Raw genomic sequence first — 16042 nt, 5'->3', positions numbered from 1 at the left:
GAGTTTTTTGGAGTCTAAAAAACGAACAAAAAGTTCAATCAGCTACCGCGTCAAATTATGATTGATAATAAAAAGTGAGGTCGGGAACTTTTTGTCCCAACCTCTTTTTAGGTGACTAGCATTTTTTAAACTAGTTTTTCTTATTTACCTAAACAAAATTGGCTAAACAATTGAGTAATAAGCTCATCAGGCGCTGCATCTCCGGTGATTTCCCCAAGAATTTCCCAAGTGCGTGTCAAATCAACTTGAAGTAGATCAACAGGCATACCCAATTCAATGCCTTCGTTTACAGCTTGTAAGCTTTCAACAGCTTTCTCAATCAGAGAAATATGACGGGCGTTGGATAGATAGGTAGCATCTTGTTCGACCAAGCCAGCATTTTCAAAGAAGAGGTTGTTGATGCGCTCTTCAATCTTGTCGATGTTTTGATTTTTGAGGACTGAAATGCGGATGACATCATCTGGAAGCTCAGCAGTTTCAATCGCTTCTGGTAAATCAGTCTTGTTGAGAAGAATAATACGGTTGGTATCTTGACTAATTTCGAGAAGTTGTCGGTCCTGGGCAGTAAGAGGTTCACTAGCGTTCAGTACTAGTAGTACCAAGTCAGCTTCCTTAAGAGCTTTTTTCGAGCGTTCAACACCGATTTGCTCAACAATATCATCCGTCTCACGAATACCTGCAGTATCAATCAATTTTAGAGGAACCCCGTTAATGTTGACGTATTCTTCGATGACATCTCGAGTTGTCCCAGCGATATCAGTTACAATGGCCTTATCTTCTCGTAGAAGGTTGTTGAGTAGACTTGATTTCCCAACGTTGGGGCGTCCGATGATGGCTGTTGAAATTCCTTCGCGGAGAATCTTCCCACGACGTGCTGTTTTTAGAAGATTGGTCAATAATCGTTCAAATTCTAAAGTCTTTTCACGGACAACAGCAGTAGTAGCCTCTTCCACATCGTCGTACTCAGGATAGTCGATATTAACTTCAACTTGAGCTAGTGTATTAAGAATCTCCTGGCGAGTATTGTTAATGAGCTCAGAAAGGGAACCATCTAGTTGTTTGACCGCAATATTCATAGCCTTGTCCGTCTTGGCACGGATGATATCCATAACGGCCTCAGCCTGAGTCAAGTCCACACGACCGTTAAGGAAGGCACGTTTAGTAAACTCACCAGGCTCTGCCAACCGAGCCCCTTCACGGATAACCAGTTGTAGGATTTCATTAGTTACGGCTATTCCACCGTGGGTATTAATTTCAATAATATCCTCACGAGTGAAGGTCTTTGGAGATTTCATAGCACCAACCATGACCTCGTCCATAACCTTTCCAGTCTGAGGATCAACGATGTGTCCGTAGTTTAGAGTGTGACTAGCAACCTTGCTCAAATCCTTACCTTTAAAAATTTTCTGGGCGATAGCAAAGCTATCCGTTCCGCTTAAACGAACAATCCCAATAGCCCCTTCTCCAAGCGGAGTCGAGATTGCGGCAATGGTATCAAATTCACGTGTAATCATTTCATTTCCTTTTTACAATTTATATACAAATATCATTTAAAATTGTAACAAAATATAGCGTTTTATTCAACGAATGCCACTTATAAAGAAAAGCCTAAGCAGAATGCTTAAGCTTTATTTATTGCGCATTTCACCTTGTGGGAAATAAGTTCCTTCAGGCATATCGTTAATAATAACGTGAACAGCTGACTGAGGTGCTCCTGTGTTACGAACAACAGCTTCCGTAACTTCCTTGGCTAGGGCTTTCTTTTGCTCTAGAGTGCGTCCTTCAAATAAATCAATGCGTACAAATGGCATAATTACGTCCTCCACTAGTTATTTGATTTCTTCTATTTTACCACATTTTGCCATTTAAAGCTTTGAGAAAATATGGTATACTAGAATGTAGCAAAAAATTTAGAAATGGACGTGAAATAGAAGCATGGCACAGTTGTATTATCGTTATGGGACCATGAACTCTGGAAAAACCATCGAGATTCTCAAGGTTGCCTATAACTACGAGGAGCAAGGAAAAGGAGTTGTGATTATGACTTCAGCTCTGGATACACGTGACGGTGTCGGTTATGTCTCTAGTCGCATTGGAATGAAAAGACCAGCAATTGCCATTGACGAAACAACAGATATCTTTGGGTTTATCCGGGATTTGCCTGAAAAGCCTTACTGTGTGCTTGTTGATGAAGCTCAATTTCTAAAACGTCATCATGTTTACGATTTAGCTCGTGTTGTCGATGAGTTAGATATACCTGTTATGGCATTTGGTTTGAAGAATGACTTTCGCAATGAGCTGTTTGAAGGTTCCAAACACCTCTTGCTTTTAGCAGATAAGATTGATGAGATTAAGACCATTTGTCAGTATTGCAAGAAAAAAGCGACTATGGTTTTGCGTACGCAGGACGGACTGCCTGTTTATGATGGTGAACAAATCCAGATTGGTGGAAATGAAACCTATATCTCAGTTTGCCGTAAGCATTATTTTGCCCCTGAAATCAATAAGGAGAATAACACAGAATGAATATCTATGATCAACTACAAGCAGTAGAAGACCGTTATGAAGAATTAGGAGAATTGCTCAGTGACCCTGATGTCGTTTCAGACACCAAGCGTTTCATGGAGCTCTCAAAAGAAGAAGCTTCCACTCGTGACACCGTCACAGCTTACCGTGAGTACAAACAAGTCCTCCAAAACATCGTTGATGCTGAAGAGATGATAAAGGAATCAGGAGGAGATGCTGATTTGGAAGAAATGGCCAAGCAAGAACTCAAGGATGCTAAGGCAGAAAAAGAAGAGTACGAAGAAAAACTGAAAATCTTGCTTCTTCCTAAAGATCCAAACGATGATAAAAACATTATCCTAGAAATCCGTGGTGCAGCTGGTGGAGATGAAGCAGCTCTCTTCGCTGGAGATCTTCTAACTATGTACCAAAAGTATGCCGAAGCTCAAGGTTGGCGTTTTGAAGTCATGGAAGCTTCTATGAACGGCGTTGGTGGTTTTAAAGAAGTGGTTGCCATGGTTTCAGGTCAGTCTGTCTACTCTAAACTTAAATATGAGTCAGGTGCCCACCGTGTGCAACGTGTTCCTGTGACAGAAAGTCAAGGTCGTGTGCATACCTCAACAGCGACAGTTCTCGTTATGCCTGAAATCGAAGAAGTTGAATATGATATTGATCCAAAAGACCTTCGTGTCGATATCTACCATGCCTCTGGTGCTGGTGGACAGAACGTCAACAAGGTTGCGACTGCCGTTCGTATCGTTCACTTGCCAACTAATATCAAGGTTGAGATGCAGGAAGAACGTACCCAGCAGAAAAACCGTGAGAAGGCTATGAAAATCATCCGTGCGCGTGTGGCAGACCACTTTGCTCAGATTGCCCAAGATGAGCAAGATGCTGAACGTAAATCTACTATCGGTACTGGTGACCGTTCAGAGCGTATTCGTACTTACAACTTCCCACAAAACCGTGTCACGGACCACCGTATCGGCTTGACTTTGCAAAAACTTGACACAATTCTAGCTGGTAAATTAGATGAAGTTGTAGATGCTTTGGTTCTTTATGACCAAACACAAAAATTAGAAGAATTAAACAAGTAATGAAATTAGCTCAACTATTTAAAGATTTTGAGGAAAAGTTAATAGCACAAGGAGAGGAAGCAGAAAGCCTCTCTTTTGTCTATCGTAGCCTAAAAAATCTCTCTTTTACAGAATTCGTCTTTGCTCTCCAGCAAGAGGTAACAGAGGAAGATAAACACTTAGTAAAAGAAATTTACACGAAACTGGCAAATCATATACCTGCCCAGTACATTATAGGTCATGCTGAATTCTTTGGGATGCAGTTAAAAGTAGATGAGCGGGTTTTGATTCCTCGACCTGAAACAGAAGAGTTGGTGGAGCTTATCCTAGCTGAAAATCCTAATGGAAATCTCAAGGTCTTGGATATTGGTACAGGAAGTGGTGCAATTGCCCTTTCTTTAGCTAAAAATAGAGCAGATTGGTCAGTCACAGCTGCTGATATTTCACAAGATGCATTAGATCTAGCATCTGAGAATGCAAAGAGTTTAGATTTAGAAATCACATTTATCAAATCTGACTGTTTCTCCGAAATTTCTTCAAAATATGATATAATTGTATCCAATCCACCATACATTTCTCGAGCAGATGAGGAAGAAGTTGGTTTGAATGTTCTGCATTCAGAGCCACATTTAGCCCTTTTTGCAGACGAGGAAGGTCTAGCGATCTATCGCAGAATCGCAGAAGAATCAAAGGACTATCTAAATGACGGTGGTAAGATTTATCTTGAAATTGGCTACAAACAAGGTCAAAGTGTACCCGCTCTCTTTATGGAAAATCTTCCTGAGAAACGAGTTCGAACGCTCAAAGACCAATTTGGCCAAGATAGGATGGTTGTCATTGATGATGGAGAAAATTAAGCAAGAGTTGGAAAAGGGTGGAGCAGTAGTTTTGCCAACTGAGACAGTTTATGGCCTTTTTGCGAAAGCTTTGGATGAGAAGGCTGTTGACCATGTTTATCGGCTCAAACGTCGCCCTAGAGATAAGGCTCTCAATCTCAATGTTGCTAGTTTAGACGATATCTTGAACTTTTCCAAGAATCAGCCACCTTGTTTACAACAACTTGTTAAAAGTTTTTTGCCAGGGCCTTTAACCATTATCCTAGAAGCTAATGACAAGGTCCCTTATTGGGTCAATTCAGACTTGACGACTGTTGGATTTCGCATGCCCAGTCATCCCGTCACTCTAGAATTGATTCGTGAGTTTGGTCCCTTAATCGGCCCGTCTGCTAACATTTCAGGACATACAAGTGGTGTTAGTTTTAAAGAAATTTTAAAAGACTTAGGACAAGAGGTTCTGGGAATAGAAGATGATGCTTTTTTAACAGGTCAAGATTCGACTATTTTAGATTTGACTGCTTGTAAGGCAAGAATCCTACGCCAAGGTTCGATAACTCGAGAAGATATCCTTGCCAAGATACCTGAAATTCCTTTTGAGGAGGTATGATATGCTACGTGAATTAAAAGCGACAGATGTCGAAACAATTTGTGTCATTAACAAAGAAGCGCTAGGTTATGCTTTTAGTCCAGAGGAAACGGCTGGTCAACTAGCTAAGTTGACACAAGACTCCCATCACTTCCTACTTGGTTTTGAGGATTCAATTAGCCATGACTTACTTGGTTATGTTCATGCTGAGGTTTATGAATCCCTTTATTCAAAACCAGGTTTTAATATCCTGGCTTTAGCTGTTTTAGCTCAAACACAAGGTAAAGGAATCGGTAAAACATTGCTTGAAGGATTAGAACAGGAAGCAGAAAAACGTGGCTATAACTTTATTCGCTTAAATTCTGCAGACCATCGTACAGGTGCGCATGCATTTTATGAAAGAGTTGGTTATACATGCGATAAAATGCAGAAACGATTCATTAAATTAATAAAAGGAGAAGACCTATGATTTTTGACAAAGATGATTTTAAAGCCTATGACGCGGATCTTTGGAATGCCATTGCCAAAGAAGAGGAACGCCAACAAAATAATATTGAATTAATCGCTTCAGAGAACGTAGTCTCTAAGGCTGTTATGGCTGCTCAAGGGTCTATCTTGACTAATAAATACGCCGAAGGTTATCCAGGACGTCGTTATTACGGTGGAACTGATGTAGTAGATATTATCGAAACTCTAGCTATCGAACGTGCGAAGGAGATTTTTGGAGCAAAGTTTGCTAATGTACAACCCCACTCAGGAAGTCAAGCCAACTGTGCAGCATACCTGGCTTTGATTGAGCCAGGTGATACGGTCATGGGGATGGATTTGGCAGCAGGTGGGCACTTGACTCACGGAGCTCCTGTAAGCTTCTCTGGTCAAACCTACAACTTTGTTTCTTATAGTGTTGATCCTGAGACCGAACTTTTAGACTTTGACGCCATCTTGAAACAAGCTCAAGAAGTGAAACCCAAACTAATCGTAGCAGGGGCTTCAGCCTATTCTCAAATTATTGATTTTTCAAAATTCCGTGAAATTGCTGATGCTGTTGGTGCTAAACTCATGGTAGATATGGCTCATATTGCCGGCTTGGTTGCTGCTGGTCTTCACCCAAGCCCGGTGCCATACGCACATATCACAACTACAACGACCCACAAAACCCTTCGTGGGCCACGCGGTGGTTTGATTTTGACCAATGATGAAGACTTAGCTAAGAAGATTAATTCTGCTATTTTCCCGGGTATCCAAGGTGGTCCTTTAGAGCATGTTGTTGCTGCTAAAGCTGTTGCCTTCAAAGAAGTCTTGGATCCAGCCTTCAAAGAATATGCTGCTAAGGTCATCAAGAACAGTAAGGCTATGGCTGAAGTATTCCTGAAAGATCCTGATTTCCGTATTATCTCTGGTGGCACTGAAAACCACCTCTTCCTAGTGGATGTTACTAAGGTTGTAGAAAGTGGAAAAGTAGCTCAAAACTTGCTGGATGAAGTTAATATTACCCTAAATAAGAACTCTATCCCTTATGAAACCTTGTCACCATTTAAGACTAGTGGTATTCGTATTGGAGCGGCAGCAATTACTGCTCGTGGCTTTGGTGAAAAAGAAAGTCGTCAAGTTACTGAACTTATTATTAAAGCCCTTAAGAATGCAGAAAACGAAGCTGTCTTAGAAGAAGTGAGAAGTGCAGTCAGAACCTTGACGGATGCCTTCCCATTATACGAGGACTAATATTTTATGGATATTTATATTAAGAAAGCCATTATCCATCAGTTCAGTCCTGATGACACAGAGTTGTTCCTAGCGGATAAGTTTCTCAATATCACTCCAAAAATAGAGGAATACTTGCGTAAAAAAGTGGAGCGTGTGTATTCTGATGATGCTAAAACTGGTATTTTTGAAGAGGATAACCCATTTTTCAACAACATTACAGAAGATTTAATGAAAACATCTGTGACGATTGCCAATCTTTGGAAAGAGGAATTCTCTGTATCTGAAAATCAAAAGACAAACGATTTAGTCTTTGTACAGTTTTCAAAAGAAGGAGTGGGACACTTTGCCTTCCTTCGAATTGCATTGCGAGAAACCTTAACACACCTAGGTGGTGAAGTTGATAATCCAATCAAACTGACTCAGAATAATCTACCAGGTTTTGGTACTGGAGCTGATGAAGCCCTTGTGGTTAATCTTCAAAACCGCAAGTATCACCTGATTGAAAAACGGATCAAGTACAATGGAGCCTTTTTAAACTATTTTTCTGAGAATCTTATTCAAGCGCAACCAAAGATTTCACCTAAGAAATCAATCAAGGAACTTGAAAAAACTGCTCAGAAAATTGCCGAAACCTTTAACACGGATGATTTTCAATTTCAATCCAAGGTTAAATCAGCAATCTTCAATAATATCGAAGAAAATAATGAACTCTCTCCAGAAAAATTAGCTAATGATCTCTTTGACAACAATCTTACTGCCCGTCTAAGCTTTATTGACAGAGTCAAAGAAGCAGTACCTGAGCCAGTTCAGTTTGATGAGATTGATGCTAGTCGTCAGTTAAAGAGATTTGAAAATCAGAAACTTTCCTTATCAAACGGGATTGAACTTATTGTTCCAAACAATGTCTATCAAGATGCGGAATCCGTTGAGTTCATCCAAAATGATAATGGAACTTATTCTATCTTAATCAAAAACATCGAGGATATTCAAAATAAATAATGTTTAAACTTATACGAAGAGTGCTGGTACTAGCAGTCTTCCTTTTCGCTGGATACAAAGCCTATCTCATTCATCAGGATGTCAAACAAGTCATGACCTACCAACCCATGGTACGTGAAATCTTGAATGAAAGAGATACTCCAGCAAATGAAGAGCTTGTGCTCGCCATGATCTATACAGAAACTAAGGGTAAAGAAGGAGACGTGATGCAGTCTAGCGAGTCTGCTACCGGTTCTACTGATACCATAAACGATAATGCAAGTAGTATTCGTCAAGGGGTTCAAACCTTGACAGAAAATCTCTACCTAGCTCAAGAAAAAGGAGTGGATGTCTGGACAGCCATTCAAGCTTATAACTTTGGGCCTGCTTATATTGATTTTATCGCCCAAAATGGCAAGAAAAATACGATTGCACTAGCCAAGCAATACTCAAGAGATACAGTTGCACCAACATTAGGAAATACAAGTGGGAAAACCTATAGCTACATCAATCCCATTTCTATCTTTCAGGGTGGAGAACTCTATGTCGATGGGGGAAACTATTATTATTCTAGACAGGTTCAGCTAAATCTCTATATTATGAAAATTTTTAATCTATTTTAAGCTTCTAGAAATTCTAGGTGCTTTTATAAGTTTTCTTTAAGGATATTTTAATATGCTAGAGTGAAAAGGAGGAACGTCTCATGCGAAAGAAATTCTTTCTGACTAGCGCTGCAGTACTTTTAGCAGTTGCAACATTGCAAAACGTTCATGCAGCAACTGATGTTCAAAAAGTCATTGATGAAACCTATGTTCAACCTGAGTATGTCTTGGGTTCTTCACTAACAGAAGATCAAAAAAATCAAACACTTAAAAAACTTGGCTATGATGCCTCTAAAGATACTAAAGACTTGAAGACCATGACACCCGATGTCTACTCAAAAATTATGAATGTGGCCAACGATTCTAGTCTTCAGCTTTATTCATCAGCAAAAATTCAAAAACTAGGTGAAAAATCTCCACTTGAAGTCAAGATTGAGACACCTGAAAATATCACCAAAGTGACGCAAGACATGTACCGTAATGCAGCAGTTACCTTGGGTGTCGAGCACGCACGTATCACCGTTGCAGCTCCAATCCCAGTTACTGGAGAAAGTGCCTTAGCAGGTATTTACTATTCCCTTGAGTCAAATGGTGTAAAATTACCTCAAGAAAATAAAGACTTGGCTCAGGAAGAGCTTAAGGCCTTGTCTGATATTAATGATGAAAACAAGGACAAATCAGGCTTCGATGCTAATAAGCTGAACGTAGCTCTTGCCGATATCAAGGCTGCAGTTGCTAAGGCTAAAGAGTCTAAAGGCGAGCTTACTGAGGATGATGTTCGTAAAATTGTCGAAGATACTTTGAAGAACTACAAACTTGATCAAGTGGTTACAGGCAACCAGGTCAATGTCATCATCAACTTTGCCTTCAATCTATCAAAGAGCGATATTCTTAATAACGAAGACTTTACAAAGACTCTAAAAGATTTGAAACAAAGTATCGTTGCACAAGCTGGTGACAGTTTCAGTAATATCGACCTTAACTTTGACGCCAATAAAGCTATTCAAGACGGTGGGAATATCCTTAGCTCTATTTGGCAAGCGATCCTTGATTTCTTCAAGAGTTTTGGTGCTTAGGTCAATTCATGGTATAATAGATGGTAACAGGATTGTTGCCGTCTTTTTTTATCGGCTCATAGAAAGTGAAACTTATGTTAAAGAAAAATGATATTGTAGAAGTAGAGATTGTCGATTTGACCCATGAGGGAGCAGGAGTTGCCAAGGTAGATGGCTTGGTCTTTTTTGTTGAGAATGCTTTACCAACAGAAAAAATCCTTATGCGTGTCCTTAAAGTTAATAAAAAGATTGGTTTTGGTAAGGTTGAGGAGTATCTTACACAATCTCCACATCGTAATCAAGATTTAGATTTGGCTTATTTGCGTTCAGGGATTGCTGACTTGGGTCACTTAGCTTATCCAGAGCAACTCAAGTTCAAAACCAAGCAAGTAAAAGACAGTCTTTATAAAATTGCTGGAATCACGGATGTAGAGGTTGCAGATACTCTTGGCATGGAAAATCCTGTCAAGTATCGTAACAAGGCTCAGGTTCCTGTTCGTCGCGTTAATGGTGTCCTAGAGACTGGTTTCTTCCGTAAGAATTCTCATGATCTGATGCCTCTTGAAGATTTTTATATCCAAGATCCAGTGATAGACCAAGTTATTGTGGCTTTACGTGATTTGCTTGGTCGCTATGACTTGAAGCCTTATGATGAAAAGGAACAGTCTGGCTTGATTCGCAATCTTGTGGTTCGTCGCGGACATCATTCAGGTCAAATCATGGTTATTTTGGTGACCGCTCGTCCTAAAATTTTCCGAGTTGAACAGTTGATTGAACAAGTCATTAAGCAGTTCCCAGAGATTGTGTCTGTCATGCAAAATATTAATGACCAGAATACCAATGCCATTTTTGGAAAAGAATGGCGTATACTTTTTGGTCAAGATTACATTACGGATCAAATGTTGGGGAATAGCTTCCAAATTTCTGGACCAGCCTTTTACCAGGTCAATACAGAAATGGCAGAGAAGCTTTATCAGACAGCCATTGACTTTGCAGACTTAAGAGAAGATGATGTGGTAATCGATGCCTACTCAGGAATTGGAACCATTGGTTTGTCAGTTGCCAAGCATGTCAAGGAAGTCTATGGAGTAGAGGTTATCCCCGAGGCGGTGGAGAATAGCCAGAAGAATGCTGCTTTAAACAATATCACCAATGCCCACTATGTCTGTGATACCGCTGAAAATGCTATGAAGAATTGGCTCAAGGAAGGTATCCACCCAACGGTTATCCTAGTCGATCCACCACGCAAGGGTTTAACCGAAAGCTTTATCAAAGCAAGCGCCCAAACAGGAGCTGACCGCATCGCCTATATCTCCTGTAATGTCGCTACCATGGCGCGTGATATCAAACTCTACCAAGAGTTGGGTTATGAACTGAAGAAAGTGCAGCCGGTTGATCTTTTTCCGCAGACGCATCATGTCGAGTGTGTAAGTTTGTTAGAGAAACGCAGCTAAACATCTCGCTTTTACATTTCAAGGCGAGATGCTTCAAAGCTCCACTGGAGCTTTGAACTCCCAAAGACGCATCATGTTGAGGCAGTATCACTGCTTGTAAAAGATTAGAAATCTTTGAACGAAAGGGAGAATGAAAAGAGTGAAGGTAGCTTCTTTACTTGGATAGAGGGAAATTATCAGAGTTATAGTTTAAGTTGGTTTTCTAGATACTATAGTCTGACATGCTATCAATTTATTTCAGAAGCTGGACAAATTGTAGTAACTTTCCTTGAAGGAACTGAGGTAGATTTATAAGAGACTGTGACTGGGAAGTTGCAGTCTTTTTATGGGTTTAATGGTATAATGAAATTATAAATGTGGATATTGTTTAAATTCTCTGGAGGACACATAATGTTGAATTTAGTAAAAGGTCACCGAGTTAGCTTGGTAGAAAACCTGTTTGAATCATTTACAAAGTTAACTGAACATCATTTGACGGCGAATGTACACGCAGAAAAAATATTAGAGGTTTTTCAACATTTTATTGCGATTCATGACGAGCCCTTGTTTTTTATTTTGGAATTGCCTGTCAGTATTGATAGAGAAAAAGTGATAGCAAAGAATATTATCAAGGAATCCCATAAGGATGTTTATTATATTGATGGTTGTTCAAGAGAGGAATGCCTAGCACTGTTGATTAGATACGGTGATTTGCTTGTTAATGATGGACTAAGTAAGTTTGGATTTGGTGGGCATAAAAGTCATGATGAGATTATGCTTGATAGCTATAATGTTGTGACAATTTATAGTAAAGAACTATCGAAATTTAATGACTTTTTTGAACCTCATAATATTCAATTTGTAGAAGAACTAGTGACAGCTTGGAAAACTTTTTCTAAGACCTCACCAGGAATCTCTGAAATCTATGAAAGCAATGGAAAAACTGTTTATGACTTGCCTGAAGAATTAGCTGAATGGGGAATATATTTAGCTGAAACTCGAACAGAATAGGTATAACTGTAGATTAGAAAGAAAAAATTTCAATTCTCTAATACCGTTGGGATATTTTGTTACCTAATATAAAAAGTTCCCATTTTTTCAATAATATATTATAAAAACAGTTGACACAAGTGTTACACCTGTGATAGAATTAACTTGAGGTGAAGAAAATGGCAACCGATAAAAATAGAATAATGATTAGCTTGGATGATAAAAATCTAGAGAAACTTGAAAATTTAGTAGAAGATGCTAGAGATAGAAGAGGAATGCGACTAACAAAGTCCCAGGTTATTGAATTACTCCTAAATACCGTTGATTATTTCGATGATATTATGGGAGCTATTTACTCAAAAAAATAACAGCAAAAATGCTATTATTTTTTTACAAATAGGTGCAACACTAGTGATATAGGAGTGATAAAATGGTTGTTTATATTAGACAAAGTAAATTACCAAGTGAGGTTTCAATTAATAAATACAATGCTCAAGTAGGAGCTTACTTACAAGGAGAAGAAGTTGTTTTATATCAATCTTTTTCTGAAATAAAACAGTTATCAAGCGATGATACAGTTGTAGATTATATAACGGAGACCAGAGCATTACTAAAAATGATGGGGTTAAACGTTCCGGTTTACGACTATCCTATTGAGCTTAAAGAGTTTTATGGTCGAAAGATTTATGCAGGTGTTTTAGGAGAGATTGTAAATATACCTGATAATTGGGGGAAATTTATTAAGCCTAAAGCTGGTTCAAAAGTCTTTACTGGAAGAGTTGTTAACGGAACCCGTGATTTAATCGGTATTGGTCTACCTTTTGACTATCCTATATGGATTAGTGAAGTTGTAGAATTCATAGCTGAATGGCGTTGTTTTGTGTTAGATGGTCGTGTATTAGATGTTCGACCCTATACAGGTGATTATCATGCACAATTTGATTCTAGTGTAATTGATAAAGCCATATCATGTTGGAAAGATGCGCCAATAGCTTATGGACTAGATATCGGTGTTACTAGTGATGGAAGGACACTTGTTGTTGAAGTAAATGATGGTTATGCATTGGGAAATTATGGCCTATCTCCTTTAAACTCAATCAATTTTCATAAAGCTAGATGGAAAGAAATGGTAAAACCTTATTTTGAAGAAAACGATGTTTTTACTATGCCTGAAAATGAAAATATAAATTTCTAAAAGGAACAGAATTAAATCTGTGTGTAACTGCAACGAGTAAGTTGCAGTTTTTTGTTTTGAATAATGATATAATAGGCTAAGAAAACAATGAAAACGCTATATATTTGAAAGTTGATTTGGAAAGCAGGATGTATTGAAACAATCGATATTTTTTGACTTTAGAGTCTTAAATTTTACATCATATTAATAAATTGAACTACACCATTATATCCCCAATCTTTTAGGTTGTTCTGTATGTCGTTCTTATTTTGCTCAGTAAGATAATAGTCGTTGACATAAAATTTTGTATTTGAATCAGTATGTTTAATAATCTCTTTCAAATACGGAATATCAGGTATGTCCGATGGTACAATATTTAGACCGAAATCATAGACTTCTTCCAAAGTGGATAGGCTATTAAAAAAATCTATATTTTTTTTCAAAAGTTTTCTAACTGGTTTAATTAGTAAGGAATTATGAAGAATGGCTTGTAATATTAAAGGCACTTCACTTTTGAAACCTACAACTAAATTGTTTTCTATACCATTTTGATCAGAGTTAGTAACTTGACCATGTATATTACAAATTCTATTTTTTTCAATGTTATATTTTCTTTCTAAAACAGTAGTGTAATTAAAGACCAAATAAAAAGCAGCATTTGAATACGAATCAATAAGTTTGCTTCTCACTTTGATTTTTTCAGGATTATGTATTTTTGAGTTTATCCAATCAAAGAAGGCAGCATTTTGACATAATTTATATACCCAAACTAAATCATTTAATTTTGTTAAACAGATGTTTTTATCCTTTAGAATTTGTTTGAATGGTATCTTAGAAAGGTTTTTTTCAAATTCATTCCATGTAATATTATCTACATTTTTATCATGATTTGCATATTCGGTTAGAGTGAAAAAGAATTCATAAGCTTCTAGATTACCTTCATGATAGTTATATCCATAATATCCGCCATCTTTAAATGATTTTTTGCTGTCTTCATCGACTTCAGGGATAGTTAAATTTTTAAATCCTTCAAGTTCAATTATATTAATAGCATTATTAAAGTCAAATTTACTACCAAATTCTTTACAAGTGTCTATTATGAACTTTCTAAAATCATTGTATCCCGTTTTTAATTCATGGGCCATATCAAACCCATTTCCAATAATAAAAAGTGTATTCAAGCTTTCTACCTCCTGAAATATATTATACCAACTTATTGAGATAAATAGTAGTAGACCTATATTACATATTTTAAGATGTGGAACTTATTAATTTGATTGGTAGAGAAAACAACTAGAAGCAGTCCATAAAGATATTTTAAATTAGATAATATTGCATTTGCAATTATAACAAAGGAGTACTAACATGGCGAAATATACTGACGAAGATATTAGGAAATTAAATAAAATCACATTAAAAATAGCAGGTGATTATTTAGGTATAAGTTCACAGGCAGTTGCGATAGGTCTTAGAAATAATCTTCTTCCAATTGGTTTTGCTATTCATAACGAAGAAAGAGATAGACGTTTCACTGAGAGTTGGTCCTATCATATTATCGCCGAAAGAATGATTTCATACAATCACGGTAAACTATCAGAGATTCGTGTTGAAAATATTGAAGCCAGTTTAGATAAAATTATAGAGGAATTTAACGGTTTAAAACAAGATTTACTTTTTATATTAAGCGAAAATGCAGAAGCGAAGAATTAGAAGTTTTTGAATTTGCGTTTTCGCTTGGTAAATATAAAAACAGTGATGTAAAGTATAAGGGTAAAGGTGTTTCAAATGAAGATGATAAAGACCTTTTCTAGAGAAGAACTCTATGAAGAAATCTGGGAGATAAGTGCGAAACAAGTTTCATTAAAATATGATTTAAGTTATTCTGACTTACTCAAGAAATGTAAAGAATTTGAAATCCCAATTCCAAAGGGTAGTTATTGGTATCGTAAGAATACTGGACAAGACTTAAGTGAACTTATCGTTCCATTACCACAAAATGACATAAATGAGGTTCATATTGATAGAAAAAGTTTAAAGAACAGTAGAATTAAAGCTGTTAAACATAAAGAAGATAGTACGGAAAATAAAAAAGAAGATACTGTTAAACTTGATACAACTAGTATAAGAAGTTCATTATCATTTTTAGAGGACGATAAAATAGAGCGTATTATTGAAACAGTTTCAAATCTAAACCAGTCTCCAAATAAGAGATTACATAAATCTGTAGCTAATCTAAGGGATAAAATTGCAGAGTGGAATAAGAGGGAAAAAGCTGCTTCCTATCCTTACTTTGATTCTAGGCACAGATATAATGATTTAAAAGAACCTAAATTTGTAAAAAATATTTCACAAAATTCTCTTCCTCGTTTATATCGCTTTTTGGATACACTAGTTACTGTTATTGAAAAAATCGGTGATAATGTAACTTCAAATTGGGATATTCAAATTGAAAAGGACATTGTTCGTTTTGAAGTTATAGAATCAACAGACAAAGTAAGTCATGAATTAACAAAAGAAGAAGCTAAAGAACTAGCAGAGTACAATGATAGCGTAAAGTTTAAGGGGTATGCTTTTAAACCAAGAATAAAGAAGTATGACTATATTCCAAATGGAAAATTTCGATTTAAGATAATAGATGGTAAATACATTAAAGATACTAAAGAATTCACACTTGAACAATCAATACCAGAAATAATTGTTTTAATTTACCAAGAGTACTATAAAGTTAAGAATTTACGACTTGAACGTGAAGAGAGAGAAAGACTATACGAAGAAGAACAAGAGAGAAAAAGAAAATTACAAAATAAAATCGAAGAAGAGAAGAAGCGGACAATGTCTCTTCTTAATATGCTAGAAGATTTTAAAACAGCAAATGATTTAAGACTGATGGCTGATAAACTGGAGATAGCAGGGAAACTTAGTAAAGAGGAAATTGATTGGATTAGATCCAAAGCTGACTGGATCGACCCAATAGTTTCTTCAACAGACGAATTATTAGGAATCAGAAATCATGAAAATTCTAGAGAACAAAAAGAACAATATCTAAGTGAGAAAAGGTACTATTGGTAACTTTATTTTTCAAATGTTTATTATTGAAAGCTGT

General features: G+C 37.0%; 18 protein-coding genes. 15 read left to right on the top strand and 3 right to left on the bottom strand.

Features of this window, described 5'->3' with window-relative positions; genetic code table 11:
* Window positions 1–140: 140 nt before the first annotated feature.
* Both mnmE and QM857_RS00535 read right to left on the bottom strand, forming a co-directional pair.
* The gene (gene mnmE / locus QM857_RS00540; protein WP_414274705.1) at window positions 141–1514 is read right to left on the bottom strand and encodes a tRNA uridine-5-carboxymethylaminomethyl(34) synthesis GTPase MnmE; all 1374 of its coding nucleotides are present in this window, start codon (window positions 1512–1514) and stop codon (window positions 141–143) included.
* Window positions 1515–1628: 114 nt separating this feature from the next.
* Window positions 1629–1811 (bottom strand): 4-oxalocrotonate tautomerase, encoded by a 183-nt coding sequence (locus QM857_RS00535; RefSeq protein ID WP_049487149.1) that lies wholly within the window; start codon window positions 1809–1811, stop codon window positions 1629–1631.
* Window positions 1812–1935: 124 nt separating this feature from the next.
* On the opposite strand from QM857_RS00535, the gene QM857_RS00530 reads away from it, so the two are divergent.
* From QM857_RS00530 to QM857_RS00470, 13 genes are all read left to right on the top strand, one after another.
* Entirely contained in the window at window positions 1936–2526 is a 591-nt protein-coding gene (locus QM857_RS00530; protein ID WP_016465889.1) for a thymidine kinase, read from the top strand.
* The gene (gene prfA, locus QM857_RS00525; RefSeq protein WP_016465888.1) at window positions 2523–3602 is read left to right on the top strand and encodes a peptide chain release factor 1; all 1080 of its coding nucleotides are present in this window, start codon (window positions 2523–2525) and stop codon (window positions 3600–3602) included. The genes QM857_RS00530 and prfA overlap by 4 nt, the downstream gene beginning before the upstream one ends.
* Complete coding sequence (prmC, locus tag QM857_RS00520; RefSeq protein ID WP_414274704.1) at window positions 3602–4438, top strand: peptide chain release factor N(5)-glutamine methyltransferase; 837 nt, start codon at window positions 3602–3604, stop codon at window positions 4436–4438. The genes prfA and prmC overlap by 1 nt, the downstream gene beginning before the upstream one ends.
* On the top strand, window positions 4422–5024 hold the full coding sequence (locus QM857_RS00515) for an L-threonylcarbamoyladenylate synthase (RefSeq protein WP_414274703.1): 603 nt from the start codon (window positions 4422–4424) through the stop codon (window positions 5022–5024). The genes prmC and QM857_RS00515 overlap by 17 nt, the downstream gene beginning before the upstream one ends.
* A 1-nt stretch (window position 5025) precedes the next feature.
* Entirely contained in the window at window positions 5026–5472 is a 447-nt protein-coding gene (locus QM857_RS00510) for a GNAT family N-acetyltransferase (RefSeq protein ID WP_414274702.1), read from the top strand.
* Window positions 5469–6725 carry a serine hydroxymethyltransferase gene (gene glyA, locus QM857_RS00505; RefSeq protein ID WP_414274701.1) on the top strand — a complete coding sequence of 419 codons (1257 nt, stop codon included), beginning with the start codon at window positions 5469–5471 and terminating at the stop codon, window positions 6723–6725. The genes QM857_RS00510 and glyA overlap by 4 nt, the downstream gene beginning before the upstream one ends.
* Before the next feature lie 6 nt (window positions 6726–6731).
* Window positions 6732–7706 carry a nucleoid-associated protein gene (locus tag QM857_RS00500; protein ID WP_414274700.1) on the top strand — a complete coding sequence of 325 codons (975 nt, stop codon included), beginning with the start codon at window positions 6732–6734 and terminating at the stop codon, window positions 7704–7706.
* Window positions 7706–8308, top strand: a complete 603-nt coding sequence (locus QM857_RS00495) for a lysozyme family protein (protein WP_414274699.1) — start codon at window positions 7706–7708, stop codon at window positions 8306–8308. The genes QM857_RS00500 and QM857_RS00495 overlap by 1 nt, the downstream gene beginning before the upstream one ends.
* An 80-nt stretch (window positions 8309–8388) precedes the next feature.
* Window positions 8389–9363, top strand: a complete 975-nt coding sequence (locus QM857_RS00490) for a DUF1002 domain-containing protein (RefSeq protein WP_414274698.1) — start codon at window positions 8389–8391, stop codon at window positions 9361–9363.
* Between the two features lie 74 nt (window positions 9364–9437).
* Window positions 9438–10796 (top strand): 23S rRNA (uracil(1939)-C(5))-methyltransferase RlmD, encoded by a 1359-nt coding sequence (gene rlmD, locus QM857_RS00485; protein WP_414274697.1) that lies wholly within the window; start codon window positions 9438–9440, stop codon window positions 10794–10796.
* A gap of 390 nt (window positions 10797–11186) precedes the next feature.
* On the top strand, window positions 11187–11786 hold the full coding sequence (locus tag QM857_RS00480; protein WP_414274696.1) for a hypothetical protein: 600 nt from the start codon (window positions 11187–11189) through the stop codon (window positions 11784–11786).
* A 158-nt stretch (window positions 11787–11944) separates the two neighbouring features.
* Window positions 11945–12133 carry a hypothetical protein gene (locus tag QM857_RS00475; protein WP_000179769.1) on the top strand — a complete coding sequence of 63 codons (189 nt, stop codon included), beginning with the start codon at window positions 11945–11947 and terminating at the stop codon, window positions 12131–12133.
* Between the two features lie 62 nt (window positions 12134–12195).
* Window positions 12196–12960: an ATP-grasp domain-containing protein gene (locus QM857_RS00470; protein ID WP_414274695.1), complete on the top strand. Its 765-nt coding sequence runs from the start codon at window positions 12196–12198 to the stop codon at window positions 12958–12960.
* Between the two features lie 173 nt (window positions 12961–13133).
* Here QM857_RS00470 and QM857_RS00465 read toward each other — a convergent pair whose 3' ends face one another.
* The gene (locus tag QM857_RS00465; protein ID WP_414274694.1) at window positions 13134–14120 is read right to left on the bottom strand and encodes an AbiH family protein; all 987 of its coding nucleotides are present in this window, start codon (window positions 14118–14120) and stop codon (window positions 13134–13136) included.
* A 184-nt stretch (window positions 14121–14304) separates the two neighbouring features.
* On the opposite strand from QM857_RS00465, the gene QM857_RS00460 reads away from it, so the two are divergent.
* Both QM857_RS00460 and QM857_RS00455 read left to right on the top strand, forming a co-directional pair.
* Complete coding sequence (locus QM857_RS00460) at window positions 14305–14649, top strand: hypothetical protein (RefSeq protein ID WP_414274693.1); 345 nt, start codon at window positions 14305–14307, stop codon at window positions 14647–14649.
* Between the two features lie 75 nt (window positions 14650–14724).
* Window positions 14725–16008 (top strand): cellulose synthase, encoded by a 1284-nt coding sequence (locus tag QM857_RS00455; RefSeq protein ID WP_414274692.1) that lies wholly within the window; start codon window positions 14725–14727, stop codon window positions 16006–16008.
* The last annotated feature ends 34 nt before the right edge of the window (window positions 16009–16042 follow it).

Origin of the sequence: Streptococcus infantis (genome assembly GCF_047463315.1) — a bacterium.
In the GTDB taxonomy this organism is placed as follows: Bacteria; Bacillota; Bacilli; order Lactobacillales; family Streptococcaceae; genus Streptococcus; species Streptococcus infantis_AB.
This window is presented reverse-complemented; position numbering and strand designations above follow the sequence as displayed.